This window comes from Oceanibium sediminis, assembly GCF_003265325.1.
Lineage (GTDB): Bacteria > Pseudomonadota > Alphaproteobacteria > Rhodobacterales > Rhodobacteraceae > Halovulum > Halovulum sediminis.
Genome location: NZ_QGNX01000001.1, coordinates 1,048,559 through 1,070,511, shown reverse-complemented (window position 1 = coordinate 1,070,511; position 21,953 = coordinate 1,048,559). Strand labels below are relative to the sequence as shown.

The 21,953-nt window shown below is 67.9% G+C and carries 20 protein-coding genes; 12 read left to right on the top strand and 8 right to left on the bottom strand.

Annotated elements, in window-relative coordinates; genetic code table 11:
- The first annotated feature begins 197 nt into the window (after positions 1-197).
- Entirely contained in the window at positions 198-2,522 is a 2,325-nt protein-coding gene (gene clpA, locus DJ029_RS05090; protein WP_112321213.1) for an ATP-dependent Clp protease ATP-binding subunit ClpA, read from the top strand.
- Positions 2,523-2,646: 124 nt separating this feature from the next.
- Positions 2,647-3,816, top strand: coding sequence for an alpha/beta hydrolase (locus tag DJ029_RS05085; RefSeq protein WP_112321212.1), 1,170 nt, complete (start codon positions 2,647-2,649; stop codon positions 3,814-3,816).
- A gap of 20 nt (positions 3,817-3,836) precedes the next feature.
- Here the strand turns inward: DJ029_RS05085 and DJ029_RS05080 are convergent, their stop codons facing one another.
- Entirely contained in the window at positions 3,837-4,544 is a 708-nt protein-coding gene (locus tag DJ029_RS05080; RefSeq protein ID WP_112321211.1) for a hypothetical protein, read from the bottom strand.
- A gap of 152 nt (positions 4,545-4,696) precedes the next feature.
- Between DJ029_RS05080 and DJ029_RS05075 the strand changes: the two genes are divergently transcribed.
- Positions 4,697-5,167, top strand: a complete 471-nt coding sequence (locus DJ029_RS05075; RefSeq protein ID WP_112321210.1) for a hypothetical protein — start codon at positions 4,697-4,699, stop codon at positions 5,165-5,167.
- A gap of 10 nt (positions 5,168-5,177) precedes the next feature.
- Here the strand turns inward: DJ029_RS05075 and DJ029_RS05070 are convergent, their stop codons facing one another.
- Positions 5,178-6,818 carry a peptidoglycan -binding protein gene (locus DJ029_RS05070; protein ID WP_112321209.1) on the bottom strand — a complete coding sequence of 547 codons (1,641 nt, stop codon included), beginning with the start codon at positions 6,816-6,818 and terminating at the stop codon, positions 5,178-5,180.
- Position 6,819: 1 nt separating this feature from the next.
- Entirely contained in the window at positions 6,820-7,989 is a 1,170-nt protein-coding gene (locus tag DJ029_RS05065; protein WP_112321208.1) for a biopolymer transporter ExbB, read from the bottom strand.
- A gap of 184 nt (positions 7,990-8,173) precedes the next feature.
- On the opposite strand from DJ029_RS05065, the gene DJ029_RS05060 reads away from it, so the two are divergent.
- From DJ029_RS05060 to DJ029_RS05050, 3 genes are all read left to right on the top strand, one after another.
- Positions 8,174-9,100, top strand: a complete 927-nt coding sequence (locus DJ029_RS05060; RefSeq protein WP_112321207.1) for an SPFH domain-containing protein — start codon at positions 8,174-8,176, stop codon at positions 9,098-9,100.
- A gap of 4 nt (positions 9,101-9,104) precedes the next feature.
- The gene (locus DJ029_RS05055) at positions 9,105-9,581 is read left to right on the top strand and encodes an NfeD family protein (protein ID WP_112321206.1); all 477 of its coding nucleotides are present in this window, start codon (positions 9,105-9,107) and stop codon (positions 9,579-9,581) included.
- A 64-nt stretch (positions 9,582-9,645) separates the two neighbouring features.
- A complete protein-coding gene (locus tag DJ029_RS05050) occupies positions 9,646-10,986 on the top strand; it encodes a LysM peptidoglycan-binding domain-containing protein (RefSeq protein WP_112321205.1) in 1,341 nt (446 codons plus the stop codon).
- Between the two features lie 265 nt (positions 10,987-11,251).
- Here DJ029_RS05050 and DJ029_RS05045 read toward each other — a convergent pair whose 3' ends face one another.
- Positions 11,252-11,827, bottom strand: a complete 576-nt coding sequence (locus DJ029_RS05045) for a gamma-glutamylcyclotransferase (RefSeq protein ID WP_112321204.1) — start codon at positions 11,825-11,827, stop codon at positions 11,252-11,254.
- Positions 11,828-11,900: 73 nt separating this feature from the next.
- Here DJ029_RS05045 and DJ029_RS05040 point away from each other — a divergent pair, with 73 nt between their 5' ends.
- The gene (locus DJ029_RS05040) at positions 11,901-12,908 is read left to right on the top strand and encodes a DUF2125 domain-containing protein (protein ID WP_112321203.1); all 1,008 of its coding nucleotides are present in this window, start codon (positions 11,901-11,903) and stop codon (positions 12,906-12,908) included.
- A gap of 4 nt (positions 12,909-12,912) precedes the next feature.
- On the opposite strand, the gene DJ029_RS05035 is transcribed toward DJ029_RS05040, so the two are convergent.
- The 4 genes from DJ029_RS05035 to DJ029_RS05020 all read right to left on the bottom strand — a co-directional run bounded on the left by DJ029_RS05035 (position 12,913) and on the right by DJ029_RS05020 (position 17,845).
- The gene (locus tag DJ029_RS05035; protein ID WP_157966271.1) at positions 12,913-13,548 is read right to left on the bottom strand and encodes an extensin-like domain-containing protein; all 636 of its coding nucleotides are present in this window, start codon (positions 13,546-13,548) and stop codon (positions 12,913-12,915) included.
- 16 nt (positions 13,549-13,564) lie between these two features.
- On the bottom strand, positions 13,565-14,488 hold the full coding sequence (locus DJ029_RS05030) for a prephenate/arogenate dehydrogenase family protein (RefSeq protein WP_112321201.1): 924 nt from the start codon (positions 14,486-14,488) through the stop codon (positions 13,565-13,567).
- Positions 14,485-15,579 (bottom strand): histidinol-phosphate transaminase, encoded by a 1,095-nt coding sequence (gene hisC, locus DJ029_RS05025; RefSeq protein WP_112321200.1) that lies wholly within the window; start codon positions 15,577-15,579, stop codon positions 14,485-14,487. The genes DJ029_RS05030 and hisC overlap by 4 nt, the downstream gene beginning before the upstream one ends.
- A 76-nt stretch (positions 15,580-15,655) precedes the next feature.
- On the bottom strand, positions 15,656-17,845 hold the full coding sequence (locus tag DJ029_RS05020) for a primosomal protein N' (protein ID WP_112321199.1): 2,190 nt from the start codon (positions 17,843-17,845) through the stop codon (positions 15,656-15,658).
- Positions 17,846-17,935: 90 nt separating this feature from the next.
- Here DJ029_RS05020 and fsa point away from each other — a divergent pair, with 90 nt between their 5' ends.
- The 5 genes from fsa to DJ029_RS04995 all read left to right on the top strand — a co-directional run bounded on the left by fsa (position 17,936) and on the right by DJ029_RS04995 (position 21,810).
- A complete protein-coding gene (fsa, locus tag DJ029_RS05015; protein ID WP_112321198.1) occupies positions 17,936-18,589 on the top strand; it encodes a fructose-6-phosphate aldolase in 654 nt (217 codons plus the stop codon).
- Between the two features lie 25 nt (positions 18,590-18,614).
- Positions 18,615-19,337: a DUF484 family protein gene (locus tag DJ029_RS05010; RefSeq protein WP_112321197.1), complete on the top strand. Its 723-nt coding sequence runs from the start codon at positions 18,615-18,617 to the stop codon at positions 19,335-19,337.
- Positions 19,334-20,272: a tyrosine recombinase XerC gene (locus DJ029_RS05005; protein WP_370445225.1), complete on the top strand. Its 939-nt coding sequence runs from the start codon at positions 19,334-19,336 to the stop codon at positions 20,270-20,272. The genes DJ029_RS05010 and DJ029_RS05005 overlap by 4 nt, the downstream gene beginning before the upstream one ends.
- 165 nt (positions 20,273-20,437) lie before the next feature.
- Positions 20,438-21,028, top strand: a complete 591-nt coding sequence (locus tag DJ029_RS05000) for a cytochrome P460 family protein (protein WP_112321196.1) — start codon at positions 20,438-20,440, stop codon at positions 21,026-21,028.
- A gap of 83 nt (positions 21,029-21,111) precedes the next feature.
- Complete coding sequence (locus DJ029_RS04995) at positions 21,112-21,810, top strand: CDP-alcohol phosphatidyltransferase family protein (protein WP_112321195.1); 699 nt, start codon at positions 21,112-21,114, stop codon at positions 21,808-21,810.
- Positions 21,811-21,953: the final 143 nt, after the last annotated feature.

Sequence of the window (21,953 nt, the reverse complement as noted above, 5' to 3'; positions counted from 1 at the left end):
GCGTTGACCACTGATGTGCAATCCTTGCCCAAACCTTCGGCAGGCGGGTCACGCACGCAGCGTTCCTGATGAAATCGGCGCGACTTTGGGAAAAACCCCTTGAAGCGCCCGACAATTGGCCGAAATGTTGTATTATGGCTTCAGGGCCAACGCACTGCCGACATCCTTCGGTTGTGTGCAGAGACAAGGACGCAGACATGCCATCTTTCTCAAACACGCTGGAAACCGCGATCCACAACGCCCTCGGGCTGGCGAACGAGCGTCGGCACGAACTGGCCACGCTGGAGCACCTTCTGCTCGCGCTGATCGACGAACCCGATGCAGCGCGGGTGATGAAGGCATGCAGCGTTGACCTGACGGCGCTTCGCGCGACGCTGACCAAGTTCCTTGACGAGGAACTGGACAGTCTCGTCTCGGAAATCGAAGGGTCGGAAGCGGCGCCGACCACCGGCTTCCAGCGGGTCATCCAGCGCGCCGCGATTCACGTGCAAAGCTCCGGCCGCACGGAGGTGACGGGCGCGAACGTGCTGGTCGCCATCTTCGCCGAGCGTGAAAGCCACGCCGCCTATTTCCTGCAGGACCAGGACATGACCCGTTACGACGCGGTCAACTACATCAGCCATGGCGTCGCCAAGGACCCGTCCTACGGCGAAAGCCGCCCCATCTCCGGTGCGGAAGAGGTCGAGCAGCAGGCAGAACAGGCCGCCCCGGGCAAAGAGCCCGAAGAAACGGCGCTGCAGAAGTACTGCGTCGATCTGAACGTGAAGTCCAAGAAGGGCGATGTCGACCCGCTGATTGGCCGGGAGCACGAGGTGGAGCGCTGCATCCAGGTGCTGTGCCGGCGGCGCAAGAACAACCCGATCCTGGTGGGCGACCCCGGTGTCGGCAAGACCGCCATCGCCGAAGGGCTGGCCCACAAGATCGTCAACGGGGAAGTGCCCAAGGTACTGGCCGGGGCCACCATCTTCTCGCTCGACATGGGCGCGCTGCTGGCGGGCACCCGCTATCGCGGCGACTTCGAGGAGCGGCTGAAGGCCGTCATGAAGGAGCTTGAGGACCACCCCGACGCGGTGCTCTTCATCGACGAGATTCATACCGTGATCGGCGCGGGCGCCACCTCGGGCGGGGCGATGGATGCATCGAACCTGCTGAAACCGGCGTTGCAGGGCGGCAAGCTGCGCTGCATGGGCTCCACCACCTACAAGGAATTCCGCCAGCACTTCGAAAAGGACCGCGCGCTCAGCCGCCGTTTCCAGAAGATCGACGTGAACGAGCCGTCGGTGGATGATTCGATCAAGATCCTGCGCGGGCTGAAGCCCTATTTCGAGCAGCACCACGACATCCGCTACACCAATGACGCGATCAAGTCGGCGGTGGACCTGTCCGCGCGCTACATCCACGACCGCAAGCTGCCCGACAAGGCCATCGACGTCATCGACGAGGCCGGGGCGGCGCAGATGCTGCTGCCCGAAAGCCGCCGTCGGCGGACCATCGGCGCCAAGGACATCGAGGCCGTCGTCGCCAAGATCGCGCGGATCCCGGCCAAGAACGTGTCCAAGGACGATGCGGCGGTGCTGCGGGACCTGGAAACCAACCTCAAGCGGGTGGTCTTCGGCCAAGACGCCGCGATCGAGGCGCTGTCCTCGGCGATCAAGCTGTCCCGCGCCGGTCTGCGCGAGCCCGAGAAGCCCATCGGCAACTACCTGTTCGCCGGTCCCACGGGCGTCGGCAAGACCGAGGTCGCCAAGCAACTGGCCGAGGTGATGGGCATCGAGTTCACGCGCTTCGACATGTCCGAGTACATGGAAAAGCACTCCGTCAGCCGCCTGATCGGCGCGCCTCCGGGCTACGTCGGCTTCGACCAGGGCGGGATGCTGACCGATACCGTGGACCAGAACCCGCATTGCGTGCTGCTTCTGGATGAGATCGAGAAGGCCCACCCGGACGTCTACAACATCCTGTTGCAGGTGATGGACCACGGCAAGCTGACCGACCACAACGGGCGCACGACCGACTTCCGCAACGTGGTGCTGATCATGACCTCGAACGCGGGCGCGTCGGAACTGGCCAAGGAAGCCATCGGCTTCGGTCGCGACAGCCGCGAGGGTGAGGATATGGCCGCGCTGGAGAAGCAGTTCACGCCGGAATTCCGCAACCGTCTGGACGCGATCATCAGCTTCGGCGCGCTGCCGAAATCGGTGATCCTGCAGGTGGTCGAGAAGTTCGTGCTGCAACTGGAAGCGCAGCTGATGGACCGCAACGTTTCCATCGACCTGACCCCGGAAGCGGCCGAATGGCTCGCCGACGAGGGCTACGACGAGAAGATGGGCGCACGCCCCCTTGCCCGTGTCATCCAGGAGCACATCAAGAAGCCCCTGGCGGAAGAGTTGCTCTTCGGCAAGCTCGCCAAGGGCGGGCTGGTGCGCGTCGGGGTGAAGGACGGCAAGCTCGACCTCCACGTGGAGGAGCCGGGCCAGGCGAAACTCTCGTCCCGCAAGCCACCGCTGCTGACGGCACGCTAAGGCGCGCCCTGCCCGAGGACCTTGCACTGCACGATCACCCCGCCGCGTTCCTCGCGGCGGGGTTTTTCGTGGGGCATGGGGCCATCGCGGGTGAGCGCCGCCGCGTTTCGTGATAGCGAAGGGCATGCAAGCCCTCGCCCTTCTGACCGGCCTCCTCTCTCTCGCCCTCGCGCTTGGCCTGCTGGGCGCGGCGACGGGCGCGTTCCTCGACCCGGCGTCGACCCGGCTGGCAGTGGTCGGCGGCGCGCTCTGGGCGCCCTTCGGGCCGCACCTGCTGCTCGCCGCCCTGGCCGCGCTGGGGCTGGCGGGGATCACCCGGCGCTGGGGCGCGCGGCGCGCCGGGGCCCTGGCGCTGGGGCTGTCTGCCGGGGCCACGCTCTGCGCCGGCTATATCGTGGCGCGGCTGCTCTGGGTCACTGTCGCCGCGGGCGGCTCGGTCAACCTGATCGCCGCACTGGTACCCGGCCCGATGGACAGCCCGCCACCCGACAAGGAGGAGACGTTTCGCACGGTCGCGGGCACCACCCTTCGCGCCGCGATCTATGTGCCGCCCGAAAGCGCCACGCCTGCGCCGGTCCTGGTCTACATCCACGGCGGCGGCTTCAAGACCGGCCACCGGACCGAGACCGCCGCGGACCTGCGCTGGTTCGCCGATCGCGGCTGGCTGGTCGTCAGCGTCGATTACCGGCTCTTCACGCCCGGCATGCCGACCTGGGACAAGGCCATGCCCGACGCCGCATGTGGCCTGACGTGGGCCGCGCGGAACGCTCCGCGCCTCGGCGGGGATCCGGCCCGAATCGCCCTGTCGGGGGATTCCGCGGGCGGCAACCTGGCCATCAACATAGGCTTCGCCGCGGCCGAGAGGCTGACGGTGCCCGGCTGCGGGCCCGTCCTGGCCCCCGCTGCCATCGTGACGCAATACCCCGCTGTCGATCCGACTTCGATCCACCAGCGGGGCTACCCGATCCCCGGCTTCACGCCGAAGGAGTTAATCGAGGGGTATATCGGCGGCCCGCCCGATCGCCACCCTGAGCGGATCGCGGCAATAGACTCGCGCAACTTCCTCACGGCAAAGGCCCCGCCCACGCAGGTGATCCTGCCACTGGGCGACAGCCTGGTCGTGGCCGAGGGCACGCTGGAGTTCGCCGAAGCAGCGCGCGCCGCCGGTGTCCCGCTGGAACTGGTGCGCCTGCCCTTCGCGAACCACGTCTTCAACCAGATCGGCGCACAGACCCTGGGCAACCAGGCGGGCCGGACGATCCGCCTGCGCTTCCTCGACCAGCACCTGCGCTGAGCACGTCCGAGGTGTTGCGCTCAGGCGGGTGGGGGAAAGCTTTCAATCGGTCCCGGCTCGCTCACCTGGCATTCCAGCCGGTGCGCCCTGGCCAGGCGAACAGCCAGGTGTGTCATTTCCTGCACTTCGGCAAGCTGTTCCCGTTCCACCAGGATCGACAGGGCCATCTTCTGCTGGCCGTCATGGGGGCTTCGCAGGGCTGGCGGCGTGACGCATGTCTGGCGCGCCCGATCCCGCAGGCCCTGGGCAATCTTGACGATCAGCCGCGCCTCTTCCTGGCTTTGCCGGGTGTCCTGCGCCAGGTCGTCCGCCCGGTTCGGCGTGCTGAGCAGTAGACGTATTTCATAACACCCCGTGTAGTCCTGCATCATGGCATCCAACCGCTTGCTAGAGGAGAGCATCCAGTCCTGCACCGACTCGCGAGAGGGGTGGCTGCGGGGCTGCTCCAACCGGACGATGCCCGCCGCGCATTGCAACGCACCGGGAATTTCACGCCCCAGGCGGGCGCACGGGGCGTGGGGCTTGCAGCACAGTGCGGCCATCCGCCCACTGCGTTCGATCATCCAACCTTCGGGCAGGTCCGGCACCGTGCCGGTGCATTCGAAAAGGGCGACAATCTCGCAAGGCATGGCGCGGGGTTTCGGTGCGCCGACGGGCCGACGCCCGGTCCGTTGCACCTGTTGCTCCTCTCCGAAGGTCGATCGCGGGATACGGGCGGGCTGCAACATGTGAACGACTCCGGATTAGCCTGACTTGGGCCAACCATAGCCCCCGGTAGTTATCAAAACATAAACTGCAACCTATCCAGTTTGCCGTGGTTTACCCCGTCCTAAGGCTTGAGCGGCTTCAATGCGCGCAAAAGGCGGCAAAGGGGCGTTGCATGACGCTGGCACATCTTGTGATCATTCTGGTCGCCACGCTCATGGGCGGCGGCGTTGCCGGCCTGCTTTGGTGGGCGTTCAACCGCCTGACCGCAGCCACACCGCCCCTGCCCCCCTTCGCGGATACGCCCGCCGACACGGGCGCGGACAGGGGGCCGCCGGCGGATATTCCGATCTTCCCCGACCCGACCCTGCCCGCCCAGATTGCCGCGATCCGGGGCGAAATGCAGACCTTGGCGCAAACGCAGTCCGACCTGCTGGCCGGGATGACCCGCTGGGAAAACCAGCTCCTGGCGGAGATGCGGGCCATCGCGAAAGCCGGCGATCCCGAGGTGATCCTGATACTGAACAGGATCGCCCTTGCGGTCGGGGCCGCGCCGTTACGTACGCCCCAGCCGGGCGACGCCGCGCAGGATGCCACCGGCGACGCGGAGCCCTCCGGGGAAGCTGCCCCGGATCGGCCCCCGTGACGGCTGAAGCTTAGCGCTCGGTGAACTTCAGCTCGATGCGGCGGTTGCGCGCGCGTGCTTCAGGCGTGTTGGCCGGGTCGACGGGCTGGAACTCGCCAAACCCGTTCGCGGACAGGCGGTCCGCGGGGATGCCTTCCTGGTTGATCAGGTAGCGCACCACGGACAGGGCGCGGGCCTGGCTCAGTTCCCAGTTGTCGGCGAAGGCCCCGCCGGAGATGGGGATGTTGTCGGTGTGCCCGTCCACGCGCAGAATCCAGTTGATTTCCGCCGGGATTTCGCCGCGGATTTCCTGGATCACGTCGGCCACCTCGCCCAGTTGCGCGCGGCCCTGCTGGCCGAGCGAAGCGGAGCCCGCCTCGAACAGCACCTCCGAGGAGAACACGAAGCGGTCCCCGACGATCCTGATGCCTTCCCGGTCGCCCAGGATTTCCCGGACACGGCCAAAGAACTCCGAGCGGTAGTTTTCCAGGTTCTTCGCCTCTTCCTCCAGCCGCTTGCGCTCGGCTTCCTCCAGCTCGGCGCGGGCGCGCTGTTCGGCGGCCACGCGGGCCAGCGCGGTGTTCAGGTCGGACCCAAGGCTTTCCAGCCGCACATTCGCCGCCGCCTCGGCCGCCTTGGCCTCGTCCAGCAGGCCCTGAAGGCTGCGCAATTGCTGGTTCAGCGCGGTGGTCTGCTGATTCAGCAAGGCGACCTGCCGCTGGCTTTCCTCGTTCAGGGCCTCTTCCTCGGACAGCGAGTCGCGGGCGATGGCCAGCAGGGCGGCCTGCCGCTCGGCGGCGCTCAGCGCCTCGGCGCGGCCTTCCTCGGCTTCGGCGAGGGAGGCCTGCAACTCGTCCCGCGCGCTGCGGGCAGCGGCCAGAAGGGTCAGCGTTTCCTCGGCGCGGGCGCGCTCTGCCTCCAGCGCCAGACTCATGGCGGTGAGCTCGGCGCTGCTGTCCTGAAGCCGGGCGCGCAACGCCTCGGCGGCGGCGGCATCGGCCAGCTGCGCGGCTTCAGCGTCGGAAATCGCCTCGGCCTGTGCGGCGTTTTCCTGCTCCAGGTCCGCGACCAGGGCTTCCAGCGCCTCGCGCCGGGCGGCGGCAAGGCGCGCCGCCTCCGCCTGTTCGTCCACTTCCGAGCGCGCCTGCGCCAGCGCCAGGTTCAGCGCCCGGTTGGCCGAAATCTGCTGTTCGTTCTCATCCCTGAGCGCGCTCAGATCCTGCGAAACCCCGGCCAGTTCGTCGGACGTCCGCTCCAGGTCCGCGCTCAGGTCCCGGTTCTGCGCAAGCAAGCCCGCGACCTGGTCCTCGAAACTGGCGAGCTGCTCGGTCTGCGTGTCGCGCTGGTCGGTCAGCGTGGCGATCAGCGCCGCCTGCCGGGCGCGGATGCTCTCGGCGTCGGACAGGCTGACATTCAGCTCGGACACCTCGGCCTCAAGCTGGTCGGTGCGCTGCTGTTCCAGCCCCAGCGCGTTGGCAAGCTGGACGATCTGACCGCCGAGCGTTTCCAGCTCCCGGTCCTTTTCGGTCACCTGGTCGCGCAGCACGAATTGCACGATCATGAAGATCGACAGCACGAAGAACAGCACCAGCAGCAGCGCCGTCATCGCGTCCACGAAGCCCGGCCAGATCGCCGCGTTGAAGCGAGAGCCGGGTCTGCGGCTCAATGCCATGTCACGCCCCCGTCGCCCGGCGGATCGTGTCCGTCAGCTGGGCGATTTCCTGGCGCAGCTCGGCCACGCTGTCCTGGCGTCCGGCGGCCATCTCCTCGAGGATGCGCAGAAGCTGCACGTCGATGTTGCGCAGGCGCATGCGGCTGTCCGCGTCCAGCGCGCCGCCCTCTTCCTCTCGGGCTTCCAGCACGGCGGCAATGCGGTCCTGGCTGGCGGCGATGCGGTCGAACACTTCGGCCCCGCCGGCGAAGCCGCTGCTTTGCGCGGGGCGTTCGTTCAACTGCTGCGCCAGCGCCATCACCGCATCGGTCAGGCGGGTCAGCTTGGCGTCGGTTTCGATCCGGCTCGCCTCGCCCCGCACGGCCAGGTCATTCAGCGTGGCGATCTGGCTGGCCGCCATTTCCGAGCGTCCGGAACCGGGGGACATCCCGTCCTCGCCCGTGAACAGCGACAGCTTGGTGATCGAGCTCAGCCATTCCTCAAGCTCGGAATAAAAGCGGTTCTGCCCATGCGCCGCAAACAGCTCCAGCAGGCCAACCACCAGCGAACCCGCCAGCCCCAGCAAGGACGAGGCGAACGCCGTGCCCATGCCGCCCAGCTGTTCCTCAAGGCCGCTCATCAGGTTGTCGAACACCTGCATGCTGTCCTGGCCTTCCTGCGGGGCCAGGCTGCGGATCGTGTCCACCACCGCAGGTACCGTCGTGGCCAGCCCGTAGAAAGTGCCCAGAAGGCCAAGGAAAATCAGCAGGTTAATGATGTAGCGCGTGATGTCGCGCGCTTCCTCTAGCCGCGTCCCCACGGAATCGAGGATCGAGCGCGTGGAGGTGGAGGTCAGGCTCTGCCGCGCCTGGTCGTCCCGCAGCATCGCGGAAAGCGAGGCCAACAATCGTGGCGCGGCGGTGAACTCATGCCCCGGCCTGTCCAGCGCGAACCCCTCGATCCACCCGGCGGAGGATACCAGCGTCAACACCTGCCAGAAGCACGACAGCACCCCGAAGATGAACACCAGGACGATGAACCCGTTCAGGTAAGGCGACGCCAGAAAGATCGGCGAAATCGCCGGATAGGCGAAGAACGCGCTGACGCCCACCACCGCGAGAATGACCACCATCGCGACGATCTGTCGTGTGGGTTGCGAGAACTGCGGATCCTGCTCGCGATCCATGAACATGGGTTTCGACCTCGAAAAAAGCTGTTTTCCCAGCGCTTTTAAGGCACTCTACCCAGTGAGAGGGGCCTGTCCAACGCCGAATGGCCCAGGTGGCGAATTTCACTCGGTTTACATGTGCTTTGTTGCGCCCCCGCCAACAAGTATCCATATCTTGTGCATAATAAGTCAGGAATGAGGGACTTTCATGCTCGACGCCTTCGGTGCGCCCGCCGTCGCCATACTGGTTTTCGCGGCGGTCCTTATCTACATGATGGTCAAATCCGTCCCCCAGGGCGAGGAATGGACCGTCGAGCGGTTTGGGCGCTACACCCGTACCCTGAAGCCGGGGCTGCGGTTCCTGATCCCCATCATGGACAAGGTCGGCGCGCGCATCAACATGATGGAAACCGTTCTGGACATCGACAGCCAGGAGGTGATCACCAAGGACAACGCCATGGTGCGCGCCGATGCGGTGGCCTTCTACCAGGTCGTCGATGCCGCCCAGGCCGCTTACGAGGTGCGCAACCTGGAACACGCGCTGTCCAACCTCAGCCAGACCAACATCCGCGCCGTGATCGGGGCGATGGATCTGGACGAAAGCCTGTCCAACCGCGACGTGATCAACTCCAAGCTGCTGACGGTGATCGACCAGGCCTCCAACCCCTGGGGGGTCAAGGTCACGCGGGTGGAGATCAAGGACCTCGCCCCGCCCCAGGACATCACCGAGGCGATGGGCCGCCAGATGAAGGCGGAACGCGACCGCCGGGCCGAGATCCTGATGGCCGAGGGGCAGAAGCAATCCGCCATCCTCAAGGCCGAGGGTGAGCGCGAAGCCCAGATCCGCGAGGCGGAGGGCCGGCGCGAAGCCGCCTTCCTGGACGCGGAAGCGCGCGAGCGTGAGGCACGGGCCGAGGCGGAAGCGACGCGCATGGTGTCCGAAGCGATCGCGGCGGGCGACGTGCAAGCCGTGAACTACTTCGTCGCCCAGCGCTACACCGAAGCCCTGCAGCAGATCGCCAGTTCCCCCAGCGCCAAGACGGTGATGATCCCGCTCGAGGCGGCCAGCCTGATCGGCTCGATCCAGGGCATCCGCGACATCGCCGACGCGGTCAGCCGGCCCAAGGGCGGCTGACGCGATGGACTGGCCCTTCTTCGACCTGCTCGAAGGCCTGTCGCCTTGGTGGTGGGTGGCCTTCGGCGTCACGCTCATGGCGCTGGAGATGCTGACCCTGTCGTTCTTCCTGATCTGGCCGGGACTGGCGGCAATCGCCATGGCGGTCCTGCTCGGCATGGCGCCGACGATGCCTGGGGAAGTGCAGCTCGCGCTTTACGGCAGCCTTGCGGTCGCGGCGACCTTCACCGGGCGGCTCATCGTGCGCCGCTTCGGCGACGGCGGTGCGCCGGTTTCGACGCTGAACGATCGCGGCGCGCAGATGGTGGGGCGCCACGGCACCCTGCTGTCATCGACCGACGGGGAAGCCACGGTGGAAATCGACGGGGTGCACTGGCGCGCCCGCCTTGCCGCCCCCGCCGAAGCGGGCACGCGGATCGAGGTGATCGGCGCGAAGGGCATGATGCTGACGGTCCGCAGCCGGACGACCCCCGGGCCTTAACGATTTATTCGGCGTTTGCCCCCTATGCTGACCGGGCCGTACGGATCAGGTCAGGAGTCGCGAATTGCTCAGCGTCAGGCAGAACCCGCGCCACACGCTTGTCGGTGGCCTCATCCTGCTGTTCACGCTCGGCGCGGCAGGCGCCTGGGCGCAGTCCGCGCCCGTGATGCCCGCCACGGCGATGGAACTGGCGGCCGCGTCCGATTCGCCGGCGCCGCCCATCTGGCCGGGCAGCTGCCCAGTGCATGTCGTGCGCGAAGGCGATTCGCTTGGCACCATCGCCGAACGCTACCTCGGCGATCAGAACCGCGCGTCGGAGGTGTATCGCGCCAACCGAAGCCTCGTCGGGCGCAATCCCAACATCATCGTGGCGGGGCTTCGGCTGACCATTCCCTGCGACACCAGCGCGAACCCGGCCATGGCGGAACGGATCGGCCCGCCGCCGCCACCGCTTGCCGCGCCGCATCCGCCCTCGCCCCCCGCCGTCCTGACCCGCTCCGCGCCCGGCAGCGCATCCGGGCTGTCGTTCCTGATCTCCGCCGATGACGACGGGGCGACGCAGGCCATTTCCGGGCCGAAGGTCGTCACCACCTCGGCAACGGCAGGTGACATGCTGCGCGAGCCATCCGCCGCACAGCCTACCCGGAAGCCCGCCACGCCGGACCTGCAAGCCCCGGTCCATGTGCTGACCGGCGCGCCCTATCTTCCGTTCATCGACCCCGACAAGGGCGATGGCGGCATGGTGACGGAACTGATCCTCGCCGCCTTCTCGCAAACGCCCGGCGGGCCGCTGGAAATCGGCTTCGTCAATGATCGCGACGCGCATCTCGACATCATCCTGCCGCGCGGCGGCTTCGCCTTTTCCTTCCCCTGGATCATGCCCGACTGCACCGCCCCCCAGCAACGCGCGCGGGAGCGGCGGCTTTGCGAGACCTACATCGTCTCGGACAGCCTTTATGAGCATGTGACGGAGTTCTTTTCCCGCGCCGACAGCCCCTTCGCGGAGGTGCGGACCCTGGCCGACATCGCCGGGGCGCGCGTCTGCCGCCCCGCCGGCTACCCGGTCCAGGACCTGCAGGACGCGGGCCTGCTGCCCGACGCGCTGACGCTGGAGCACCGCCCCTCGCCGCGCGCCTGCCTCGAGGCGCTGGATGCGGGGGAGGTCGATATCGCCTCGCTCGACGCAACGCTCGCGCGGGCGATCGTGACCGGCATGACCCTGAAGAACCCACTGATCGTGCTTGAGAACCTGACGAGGATCGACCGGCTGCGCGCCGTCGCCCTGCGGGGCGACCCGACGGGGGCGGCGGCAATCGCCCGGCTGAACCAGGGCCTCGGCCAACTGGTCGAAACGGGAACCTGGTACGGGATCGTCAATGCGCATCTGACATCAAGCGGGATGTAGCTATCAGGGCTGGGTGCCTGCCCCGTCTCTCGGTTACGGCACGGATGCCGGTTCCGCCGTGGATGAATCCACGCCGAGGGGTGTTAAGGCCTCGGGCGCCAGGTCAAGGCGCAAGACGACGTGTTTGACGGCTGCCCGCATCGGGCCGGAGGTCAGCCGAACGGCGGAAGCTGACCAGCCCCGGCCGGAAACGCGCCAATGCGCTCTCTCCCCGCGGGGCGCGCATCAGCATTGCCGATCTTGCCTGTGGCTCAGCGCGCGCGGATCACAACGGCAGGCGGCGGACCCTTTCGACCAGGTCGAACAGCGCGGCATCCTCCAGCCCGAGCCGGTGCAGCGCCTGCGCGGTATTCATCAGGTATTCCCGGTTGCTGCCCGCCGGACCGGCGGCGCGGGCGATGATCTCCGCCTGCTCATCGGCGCTGAGCGTGCCGCAATACTGCGCGTGGTCGCGATCCATCACGTAGGCGAGCGCGGTGCGGTGGCTGCCGTCATCGTCCAGATGCACCTCGGCCAGGACCTCCCGGTAGGCGGAGGACACCAGCTCACGCTCGCGAAGATAGGCCAGCGCCTCCTCGCCGCATTCGGGCGCGACGCGATAGGCCACGCCGGAGCATCCCTCCCCCTCGGCCCGATCCAGCGCAAGGACGAGCCCCGGCGCCTCGGGCGTGCCGCGATAGACGATGGACGACATGCAGAAGCTGCGCCGATACCCCGGCAGATGCGCCAGCGTGCGGGACTCGACCGTGAAACCGGGGTTCCACATCAACGAGCCATAGGCGAAGACCCAGAACCCTTTGCCCGGGTCCACCTCCGCCAGTTCGGCATGAGCCCAGTCCATCGCACGCCCCCTCTGTCCAGTCGCGCCGTCGGCTGATATAGCCCGAACGGCGCCAAGCGGAAAGGCCCCCCTGATGATGCGCAACCTTCTGATCCTGGTCCTTGCCCTCGCCTTCGGCTGGGGGGGCTACTGGTTCGTCGGCTCATCGGCGAAACACGCCGCCCTTACCGGCTGGCTCGAGCAGCAGCGCGCGGCGGGCTGGGTCGCCGACGTTGAGGACCTGCGCGTCACCGGCTTTCCAAACCGATTCGACACGATCATCACCGAGCTGAACCTGGCCGATCCCCATTCCGGCTGGTCCTGGTCTGCGCCGATGTTCCAGATCCTCGCCCTCAGCTACACACCGACGCATGTGATCGCCGTCTGGCCCGAGACGCAGACCATCGCCAGCCCGGCGGAGCGGATCACCATCGCGAGCCGACGGATGCGCGGCTCGGTCCGCCTGTCCGCGACCCCCGCGCTGGCGCTGAAGGAGGCACGGATCGAGCTTGACGGAATCTCGGCGCAAAGCTCCCTCGGCTGGACCGCGGGCCTCGCCGACGGGCAGCTCGCGGTGCGCGAAACGCCCGACGGTGCAGGCCCCGACAACGCCTATGACATCAGCCTGAAGGCCAACGCCTTGCGCCTGCCCCGAGCGCTGAAGGCAACGCTGGACCCCGCGGACCTGCTGCCCCCCGCGGTGACGCGCGCCGACATAAGGGTGACGCCGGTCTATTCCGGGCCGTGGAACCGCTACGCGGTGGAACAGGGGCCGCCCGACCTCGAGACGCTGAACGTCGGGAACATCACCTTCGAATGGGGAATCATGCGCCTGACCGTCACCGGGCGGCTGGACGCGGATGAGCTCGGCTACGCGGAAGGCTCGCTCAACATCATCGCGCGCAACTGGCCGCAGATGCTGGACGTGGCGGTGCGCGGCGGCTGGATCCCGCCAGACATGGCCAGCTCGGCGGAAACCGCCCTGGCCCTTCTGGCCCGCGCCACGGGCGAGACGGACCGGCTGGACGTCACGCTGACCTTCAAGGGGGGGACGGCGCGCCTCGGCCCGATCCCGATCGGGCGCGCGCCGCGCATGAACTGACGACTCAGCGGCAGTAGGGCCGCCGCCGGTTGGAAATGTCGAAGTGGAAGTGATCCCGGTGATGCCGGTCCGCGCGCGGCCCGAGCACGACGCCGAAGGGGCCGCAGGCCTGTTTGTGGAACCGCTGCATCAGTTTCTTGTAGCGCCCGGAGTTGTAGTCTTTCAGCACGCTGGCCGTATCGCCATTGGCAAAGGTGAACGAATAAAGGTCGAGGGCATGGCCCTTCGCATGCTCCGACAGCTTCCCCGAGGGCCGGTTGTTGCGCCGGCGGCAGGCGTATGATGCCGCGACATTGATGCTGACCAGTTGCGTCCCCGTCTTGTTCGCCACCGGCTGGGCGTGCCCGTCGACCCATTCCAGCATGGCCTGGGCCGCATCGCAGTTGATCCTCGCGGTGGGGGACAGGCGCACGCCGCCGACGGCATAGACGCGCACCGGTTTCTTGATCCCGCAGCCGCCGCCGGGGTTGCCCAAGTCCTCCATCTCGATGCCGATGATGCGCCCGTTGCCGCAGATACCGCCCACCTCGCTCGGCAGGTCGAGGGAGCGGGCCAGCCGCTCGCCGCTGGAGCCGCCGATCCCGCAGGACCCAAGGGCGGCAAGAAGGGCAAGCGCCCTGGCGGCACGGCTGAGCAGCATGGAGGATCCTTTCCCGCTATTCCCCCGGCTTCGGGGTTCGCCCGAAGTCCGGTGCGTTGGTGTCCTGGCCCGCATCGATGATGCCGCGACGGATCGCGCGGGTGCGGGTGAAATAGGCGTGCAGATGATCCCCGTCACCGCGACGGATCGCGCGTTGCAGGGCGAACAGCTCTTCGGTGAACCGACCGAGGATTTCCAGCGTCGCCGCCTTGTTGGACAGGAACACGTCCCGCCACATCGTCGGGTCCGAGGCGGCGATCCGCGTGAAATCCCGGAAACCGGCGGCGGAATAGTTGATGACCTCGTTCTCGGTCACCCGGCGCAGGTCGTCCGCGACGCCGACCATCGTGTAGGCGATCAGGTGCGGCGCGTGGCTGGTAACGGCCAGCACCAGGTCGTGGTGCGCGGGGTCCATCACGTCCGTCTTCGCGCCCAGCGCGCGCCAGAAGGCAATCAGGTCGTCCAGCTTGCCCGGATCGGTCCCCTCGGTCGGGGTGAACAGGCACCAGCGGTTGTCGAACAGCGAGGCGAACCCCGCCTCGGGCCCGGAATATTCCGTGCCCGCGATCGGGTGCGCGGGGATGAAATCCACGTGCTCCGGCAATTCCGGGGCGACCGCCTCGATCACCGCGGCCTTGACCGAGCCGACGTCCGAAACCGTCGCACCCTCGGCCAGGTGGGGGGCGATCTCGGCCGCCACCGCCCCCATCACGCCCACCGGCACGCAGAGGATCACCAGGTCCGCGCCTTCCACCGCCTCGGCGTTGCTGGCGAAAACCTGGTCGCACAGGCCAAGGCGCAGCGCCGCGTCCCGAGTTTCGGCTGAGCGCGCGGCCCCCGTGATGCGCCCGTCGAACCCGGCGCGGCGGGCGGCATGGCTGATGGACGAGGCGATCAGCCCGATCCCGATCAGCGCGATGTGCCGATAGGGCAGGTTCATGCGGGTTGCTCCATGAATTCCTTGAGGATCGCGACCACCCGGCGGCAGGCGACCTCGTCCCCGACGGTGATCCGCAGGTGGCGGGGCAGGCCGTATCCGCCCACCGCGCGCACGATGATCCCATGCGCCCTAAGCCGCGCATCGGCAGCCTTTGCCATGGCTTCGCTGGGGAATTCCGGCAGGACGAAGTTCGCCTGGCTGTCATCGGTCGGCAGGCCGATGGCGCGCAACTCTTCGGTCAGGAAGGCGCGCCAGGTCTCGTTCTCCATACGGCAGTGCTCGACCCAGGCGCGGTCCCGCATCGCGGCCTCGGCGGCGGCCAGCCCGGCGGAGCTGACGTTGAACGGCCCGCGCATCCGGTTCATCACGTCGATGATCCCGGGCTGGGCATACATCCAGCCCACCCGCAGCCCGCCCAGCCCGTAAAGCTTGGAGAAGGTGCGCGTCATCACCACGTTCGGATGCGCATCCACCAGCGCCGCGCCGCCGTCGTATCCGGGAACGTATTCGGCATAGGCACCGTCGAGCACCAGCATCACGTGGCGCGGCAGCCCCTCGGCCAGCGTTTTCAGCGCAGTGTCGCTGACCATCGTGCCCGTGGGGTTGTTCGGGTTGGCGAGGAAGACGATGCCCGTCGCCTCCGTCACAGCCGCCAGGATCGCGGCCACGTCCGCATGACGCGCGCATTCCGCCACCTTGACCGGCGTCGCCCCCGACGCCAGCGCGGAAATCGGGTACATCGCGAAACCGTGCTCGGTATAGATCACCTCGCGCCCCTGCCCCGCGTAGGCGTTGCACAAGAGCGAGATCAACTCGTCCGAGCCCGCGCCGCAGACGATCCGCGCGGGGTCCAGTCCGTGCACCTCGCCAATCGCGCTGCGCAGGCCCAGGTGGTCGCTTTCGGGATAGAGCTGCATTTCCTCGGCCACGCGCCGCACCGCGTCCCTGGCCTTTTCGCTGGGGCCATGGGGGTTTTCGTTCGCGCTCAGCTTGGTGACGGTGTTCGCGCCCTCGGTCGCGCTTTCGCCCGCGACATAGGGGGCGATCGTCAGAATGCCGGGGCCGGGAACGGGGGCGTCAGGGGTCGTCATGGCGAGTGGCCTTTGTGAAAACGGTTGCCAACTCGTCTAGCGTGCGGACGCGGGCATTTCCAGTGCGCGAAATAGCTCAGAAGAAGCTTTGCGGGTCTATGTCGATGACGATGCGCGTGTTGCTGGGCGGTTTGACGCCGTCCCGCCAGGCGGCCAGCGCGTTTTGCAGCGCCACGCCGCGCGGCGCCTTGACCAGCAGGCGCACCCGCGTGCGCCCCCGGATACGGGCGACGGGTGCCGCGACGGGGCCGAAGACCTGCGCGCCCAGCGCCTGCAGCGGGGCGGCGGTGCGGGCCAGCTCGCGGCCCAGCTGGAACACCTTCGCCTCGTCCGGACCGGAGATGATCACCCCGGCAAGACGCCCGAACGGCGGCATCCCCGCCGCTTCGCGCGAAGCGGCCTCGGCACGCCAGAAATCCTCCTCCTCGCCGGACAGGATCGCCTTTATCACCGCGTGCTCGGGCTGGTAGGTCTGCAACATCGCGATGCCGGGCTTTTCCGCGCGCCCGGCCCGGCCCGCCACCTGGCGGATCAGCTGGAACGTCCGCTCCGCCCCGCGCAGGTCGCCCCCCATCAGGCCAAGGTCCGCGTCCACCACGCCGACCAGCGTCAGCAAGGGGAAGTTGTGCCCCTTGGCGACGATCTGCGTGCCGATGATGATGTCCGCCCCCCCGGCGGCGATTTCCTCGATCCGTGCCTTCAGCGCACGGGTGCTTTCCATCTGGTCCGAGGACAGCACCGCGATGCGCGCCTCGGGGAACAGCGCCAGCGCCTCTTCGGCCACACGCTCCACGCCGGGGCCCAGCGCGACGAGCCTGTCCTTCGCCTCGCAACTCGGGCAGGCCTCGGGCAGCGGGGCGCTTTCGCCGCACTGGTGGCAGACCAACCGCTTCAGGAAACGGTGCTCGACCATCCGCGCGTCGCATTGATGACAGCCGATCTGGTGCCCGCAGGCGCGGCACAGCGTCAGCGGGGCATAGCCGCGCCGGTTCAGGAACAACAGGGACTGTTCGCCCGCCTCGATCCGGGCGCGCACCGCCTCCACCAGCGGCGGGGACAGCCAGGTGCCGGGCTGGGGCGCGTCGCTGCGCATGTCGATCGCCTGCATCTCCGGCAGCGCGGCGGTGCCGAAACGCTCGGGCAGATCGATGCGGGCGTATTTCCCGGCTTCGGCGTTCGACCAGCTCTCAAGACTGGGCGTGGCCGAGGCCAGCACCACCGTCGCCCCGCCCATGGAGGCGCGCAGCACCGCCATGTCCCGCGCGTTGTAAAGCGCGCCATCCTCCTGCTTGTAGGAACTGTCGTGTTCCTCGTCGACGACGATCAGCCCAAGGTCGGGAAACGGCAGGAACAGGGACGAGCGCGCGCCGACCACCACCTGCGCGTTGCCGCTCGCCACCGCCTTCCAGGCGCGGCGGCGCTCAGCCTGGGTGACGCCGGAATGCCATTCCGCGGGGCGCACGCCGAAACGCGCCTCGATCCGCTCAAGGAAGGCGCCGGTCAGGGCGATTTCGGGCAGCAACACAAGGGCCTGGCGCTTCTGGGCCAGCGCCTCCGCCACCGCTTCGAGGTAGACCTCGGTCTTGCCCGAGCCGGTGACGCCCTTCAGCAAGGTGGTGCCATAGCGGCGCGTCGCGACCGCTTCGCGCAACGCCTGCGCCGCGGCGTCCTGGCCCGGCGACAGCGGCTTGCCCGGCAGGTCCGGGTCCATCCGCTGGTAGGGCGCGTCGCGGGGTGCCTCGACCCGCACCAAAACGCCCTGCGACTCCAACCCCTTCAGGACCGATGAGGACACGCCCGCCAGCGCCGACAGCTCGCCGGGCGCGAAGCCCGCGCCGCCGTGTTCGTCCAGTACGTCCAGCACGCGGGCGCGCGCATCGGTCATGCGGTCCGGCTCCGCCCGGCCGCGGCGCAGCACGTGGCGCGTACCGGGGGCCGCGCCGAGGTCCGGCACCCGCGTGGCAAGGCGCAGGATCTGGCTGAGCGGCGTCATGGTGTAGTCCGCGACGCGGGTCAGGAAGGCGCGCATCTGACCCTGCATCGGCGGCACGTCCAGCACGCTGTCCACGGCGCGAATCTTGGCGGGGTCGAACCCGCCCTCGCCCGGCCCCCAGACAACGCCGATCACCTTGCGCGGGCCAAGGGGCACGCGCACGAACTGCCCCTCGAACACGCCGCCCTCGGGCGCCTTGTAGTCAAGGAACCGGTCCAGCGGCTCGCTCGTCAGCACCGCGACCAGCGCGCCGGGGGCGAAACCGCCGCTCATAACGCAACCTGCTGGTCGATGGGCGGTTTCACTCCCCCCGCGGTTCGTCTATTCTTTGACCTGAACCGCTGAAAACCAGTAGAGGCAGCCATGAAATTCTTCGCAGACACCGCTGAAATCGACGAGATCAAGGAACTGGCCGAAACCGGCCTTCTTGACGGCGTCACCACCAACCCGTCGCTGATCGCCAAATCGGGCCGCGACATCAAGGAAGTCACCGCCGAGATCTGCAAGATCACCGACGGCCCCGTCAGCGCCGAAACCGTCGCCACCGACGCCGAGGGCATGATCGCCGAAGGCCGCGAGCTGGCAAAGATCGCGGACAACATCACCATCAAGGTGCCGCTGACCTGGGATGGCATCAAGGCCTGCAAGGTCCTCTCGGGCGAGGGGCGTATGGTCAACGTCACGCTCTGCTTCTCTCCCAATCAGGCGATCCTGGCCGCGAAGGCCGGCGCCACCTTCATCAGCCCTTTTATCGGGCGGCTGGACGACATCAACCTCGACGGCATGGATTTGATCGCCGACATCCGCACGATCTATGACAACTACGGGTTCGAGACGCAAATCCTTGCCGCCTCGATCCGGTCGGTGAACCATATCGCCGATGCCGCGCGCATCGGCGCGGACGTGATCACCGCGCCGCCCGCCGTGATCAAGAAGATGGTCGACCACCCCCTGACGGACAAGGGCTTGTCCGCGTTCCTGGCCGATTGGAAGAAGACCGGTCAGAGCATCCTCTGAACGGCCGAAGACGAAAGGAACGGCCATGGCCGAGGTGCAGAAACCGACGCCGGCGATCCGGTCCCAGATCCTGTCCAACCCCGAGCTGATCCTCGGGGACCAGGAACTGATGGCCGCCCTACTGGAGGCGGATGGCGCCGCCTCGAGCGGGCGCAACATCGTCGACCTTCGGGGAAAGCTGGTGGACCGGCTGGAATTCCGGCTCGACCGGCTGGAGGCGACGAACCGCACGGTCATCGCCGCCGCCTACGAGAACCTTGCCGGGACCAACCAGATCCACCGCGCCGTCCTGGCGCTGCTGGAGGCGAAGGACTTTCGCAGCTTCCTGACCGTTCTGGGCGAAGATGTCGCCAACATCCTCTCCATCGATGCGATCCGGCTGGGGCTGGAAACGCCCGCAAAAGCCCCCGGCACCCACCTCGGGCCCAAGGGGCCGCTGGCAGAACTGGTCGTAGCGCTGCCGAAAGGCGGCGTGGAGGCCTACCTGTCCGAGGGCGAGGGCAGCGCCCTGGCCCGCCGCGTCACGCTGCGCAAGGCCACCGCGAAAGCGGATGACCTGTTCGGCCACGGGCAGGCATGGATCCAGTCCGAGGCGATCCTGAAGGTGGACCTCGGCCCCGGCCGCAACGCCGGTCTTCTTGCCCTGGGGGTGGAGGATCCCAAGCGCTTCTCCCCCGATCAGGGCGTCGATCTGCTCAGCTTCCTTGCCGGCGCGTTCGAGCGGATGCTGCGCCGCTGGCTGGCGTGAGCGGGGCCGGCCCGCTCGGTTCCGACGGCGCGCTGGCGCTTCTGCAACGCTGGCTGAACCAATTGTCCGCGGTCCGCAACGCAAGCCCGAAGACGATCGAGGCGTATCGCCACGACGTCGCCGGTTTCCTCGGCTTCCTGGCCGGGCATTGGGGCGGCCCCGCGGGCCGCGCCCAGCTTGGGCGGGTCGCCACCCGCGACATGCGCGCCTGGATGGCCCATGAACGCGGGCGCGGTCAGTCCGCCCGCTCGCTCGCGCGCAGCCTCAGCGCGGTGAAAAGCTTCTACCGCTGGCTGGACGAGGCCGAGGGCATCAACGCCCCCGCCGTCACCGCCACGCGCGCGCCCAAGCAATCGCCCCGCCTGCCCCGCCCGGTGGCGGCGGAGGCGGCGGCGGACCTGCTCGACCTTGCGGGCGCGATGCAGGCAGAGCCATGGATCGCCGCCCGCGATACGGCGGTTCTGACCCTGCTCTACGGCTGCGGCCTGCGCATCTCCGAGGCGCTGTCGCTGACCGGGGCGCATGTGCCACTCGGGGAAACAATGCGCATCCGGGGCAAGGGCGACAAGGACCGGCTGGTCCCGGTGCTGCCCGTCGCCCGGCAGGCGGTGGACGCCTACGTCGCGCTCTGCCCCCACCCGATGGCCCCCGGCGCGCCGATCTTTCGCGGCGTGCGCGGCGGGCCGCTGAGTGCGCGCCAGGTGCAGATGGCGATGCAGACCCTGCGCCAGGCGATGGGCCTGCCCGAAACCGCCACGCCCCACGCGCTGCGCCATTCCTTCGCGACGCACCTGCTGGAACGCGGCGCGGACCTGCGGGCGATCCAGGACCTTCTCGGCCATGCCTCGCTGTCCACGACGCAAGCCTACACGGCCGTGAACGAAGCTGGCCTGATGGACACCTACCAGCGCGCCCACCCCCGCGCACGCCGCTGAGCGGCGCGCCAACCTGTAACAGGAACGCGAAAGTCCTCACAGTGACGTGTCCATAATTGAGAAGCGGCACAGCACCAACCGTGCCATGGTGAAAGAGCGCGGGCCTCTCCCCGTCGCTGTTCCCGGCGTCCTGGACGTCATCGCACAAGGAAGGAGACGACGCCCATGAAAGCACCGCTGTTGACCGCCGCCGCCCTGACAACGCTCACCCTTGGCGCCAGCCAGGCCGCCGCACAGGACTGCGTCGCCCCCTCGGGCGATCCCTTCGAGCTGGATGCCGCCGCCGTGGCAGAAGTCTACGCCTGCATGGAGGCGGGCATGCTCGAAGGCTACACAAGCGGCGACGATCCGGTGGCCCCCGTCTATCGCGACTGGACCGTTACCGCGACACGCCCCGCCGTCGCCGGCCCGCACGGAGAGCGGCTTCTGCTGACCTTCGCCAACGAGACCGCCGCCGAGCAGTACCTGAAATTCGAAACCGAAGGCGTGGCGATGCCGGCCGGCTCGGTCCTGGCCAAGGAAAGCATCAAGCTCGGCGAGGACGGCAAAGCACGTGTCGGCCCGCTATTCATCATGACCAAGGTGGCATCGGGCGAAGCTGAGGACACGGACAACTGGGTCTATTCCGGCGTGTTGCCCAATGGCAAACCGCTCAGCTTCAAGCAGAGCTTCTGCCATGACTGCCACGCCGGGTTCGCGGGCCAGGACGCCCTGGCCTACCCGGTCGAAGAAGTGCGCGTCGGCGCAACGAACTGAGGCCCGCCGTTCAGGGAAAAAGCGCCGGGCCGGGGGGCCTTACGCCCTTCCTGTGGACGAGATAAACGTGTAACGAGGGGCGCATGTCACCCTTCGTCAAGGCATTTTCCGTCCATATCCTCACCGCGCTCGGCGCAGCCCTGGCTTTGATGGCCATGCTGTCGGCGGGCAACGGCGATTGGCCGATGATGTTCGTCTGGCTGCTCGCCGCGTTGCTGGTCGATGGAATCGACGGCCCCCTGGCGCGCAAGGTGAACATCACGAAGAACGCCCCGCAATGGGACGGCGTGCTGCTGGACCTGATCATCGACTACCTGACCTATGTCATCATCCCCGCCTACGCGATGGTGGAGGCCGCGCTGATCGACCCGGGTTGGAGCCTGGCCGCTGGCCTGATGATCTGCGTCACCGGCGCGATCTATTTCGCCGACGTGCGCATGAAGACCGAGGACAAGTCCTTCTCCGGCTTTCCGGGCTGCTGGAACATGGTGATCCTGGTGCTCTTCGCCGTGGACATCGGAAGCTGGGGCGCGATGCTGCTGATGATCGCCATCGCGCTGGCGCAGTTCTTCCCGCTGAAGTTCATCCACCCGGTGCGCACCAGGCGCTGGCGGGCCGTCAGCCTGCCGGTCATGCTGCTCTGGGGCATATCGGCGATGTGGGTCGTCTGGCTCAGCTTCGAGCCGCCCGCGGTGGCGACGTGGCTACTGGTGGGGTCGAGCCTGTACCTGAGCCTTGTCGGGATCGTGCAACAGCTGCTGCCGCAGCGCGCCCGCGCCTGAGGGCCCGGCTACGGCCGCCGCCGGAGCCTCCGGCGGGAGTATTGGAAGAGTAAAGTGGGCCCGCGCCCCCTTTCCAAAGTCTTCAAATATCCAAAAAGCAGCGACAGCCGCAGGGGATGCGAGCGAAGTCGGGCGCCATGGCG

Bases quoted from the DNA above. Each gene is read 5' to 3' on its own strand.
- DJ029_RS05070 (WP_112321209.1), bottom strand. From the start codon at position 6,818: ATGGCATTGAGCCGCAGACCCGGCTCTCGCTTCAACGCGGCGATCTGG.
- DJ029_RS05035 (WP_157966271.1), bottom strand. From the start codon at position 13,548: ATGCTGCTCAGCCGTGCCGCCAGGGCGCTTGCCCTTCTTGCCGCCCTT.
- DJ029_RS05055 (WP_112321206.1), top strand. From the start codon at position 9,105: ATGGACTGGCCCTTCTTCGACCTGCTCGAAGGCCTGTCGCCTTGGTGG.
- DJ029_RS05010 (WP_112321197.1), top strand. From the start codon at position 18,615: ATGGCCGAGGTGCAGAAACCGACGCCGGCGATCCGGTCCCAGATCCTG.
- DJ029_RS04995 (WP_112321195.1), top strand. From the start codon at position 21,112: ATGTCACCCTTCGTCAAGGCATTTTCCGTCCATATCCTCACCGCGCTC.
- DJ029_RS05040 (WP_112321203.1), top strand. From the start codon at position 11,901: ATGATGCGCAACCTTCTGATCCTGGTCCTTGCCCTCGCCTTCGGCTGG.
- DJ029_RS05060 (WP_112321207.1), top strand. From the start codon at position 8,174: ATGCTCGACGCCTTCGGTGCGCCCGCCGTCGCCATACTGGTTTTCGCG.
- DJ029_RS05085 (WP_112321212.1), top strand. From the start codon at position 2,647: ATGCAAGCCCTCGCCCTTCTGACCGGCCTCCTCTCTCTCGCCCTCGCG.
- fsa (WP_112321198.1), top strand. From the start codon at position 17,936: ATGAAATTCTTCGCAGACACCGCTGAAATCGACGAGATCAAGGAACTG.
- DJ029_RS05030 (WP_112321201.1), bottom strand. From the start codon at position 14,488: ATGAACCTGCCCTATCGGCACATCGCGCTGATCGGGATCGGGCTGATC.
- DJ029_RS05080 (WP_112321211.1), bottom strand. From the start codon at position 4,544: ATGTTGCAGCCCGCCCGTATCCCGCGATCGACCTTCGGAGAGGAGCAA.
- DJ029_RS05045 (WP_112321204.1), bottom strand. From the start codon at position 11,827: ATGGACTGGGCTCATGCCGAACTGGCGGAGGTGGACCCGGGCAAAGGG.
- DJ029_RS05000 (WP_112321196.1), top strand. From the start codon at position 20,438: ATGAAAGCACCGCTGTTGACCGCCGCCGCCCTGACAACGCTCACCCTT.
- clpA (WP_112321213.1), top strand. From the start codon at position 198: ATGCCATCTTTCTCAAACACGCTGGAAACCGCGATCCACAACGCCCTC.
- DJ029_RS05020 (WP_112321199.1), bottom strand. From the start codon at position 17,845: ATGAGCGGCGGTTTCGCCCCCGGCGCGCTGGTCGCGGTGCTGACGAGC.
- DJ029_RS05075 (WP_112321210.1), top strand. From the start codon at position 4,697: ATGACGCTGGCACATCTTGTGATCATTCTGGTCGCCACGCTCATGGGC.
- hisC (WP_112321200.1), bottom strand. From the start codon at position 15,579: ATGACGACCCCTGACGCCCCCGTTCCCGGCCCCGGCATTCTGACGATC.
- DJ029_RS05065 (WP_112321208.1), bottom strand. From the start codon at position 7,989: ATGTTCATGGATCGCGAGCAGGATCCGCAGTTCTCGCAACCCACACGA.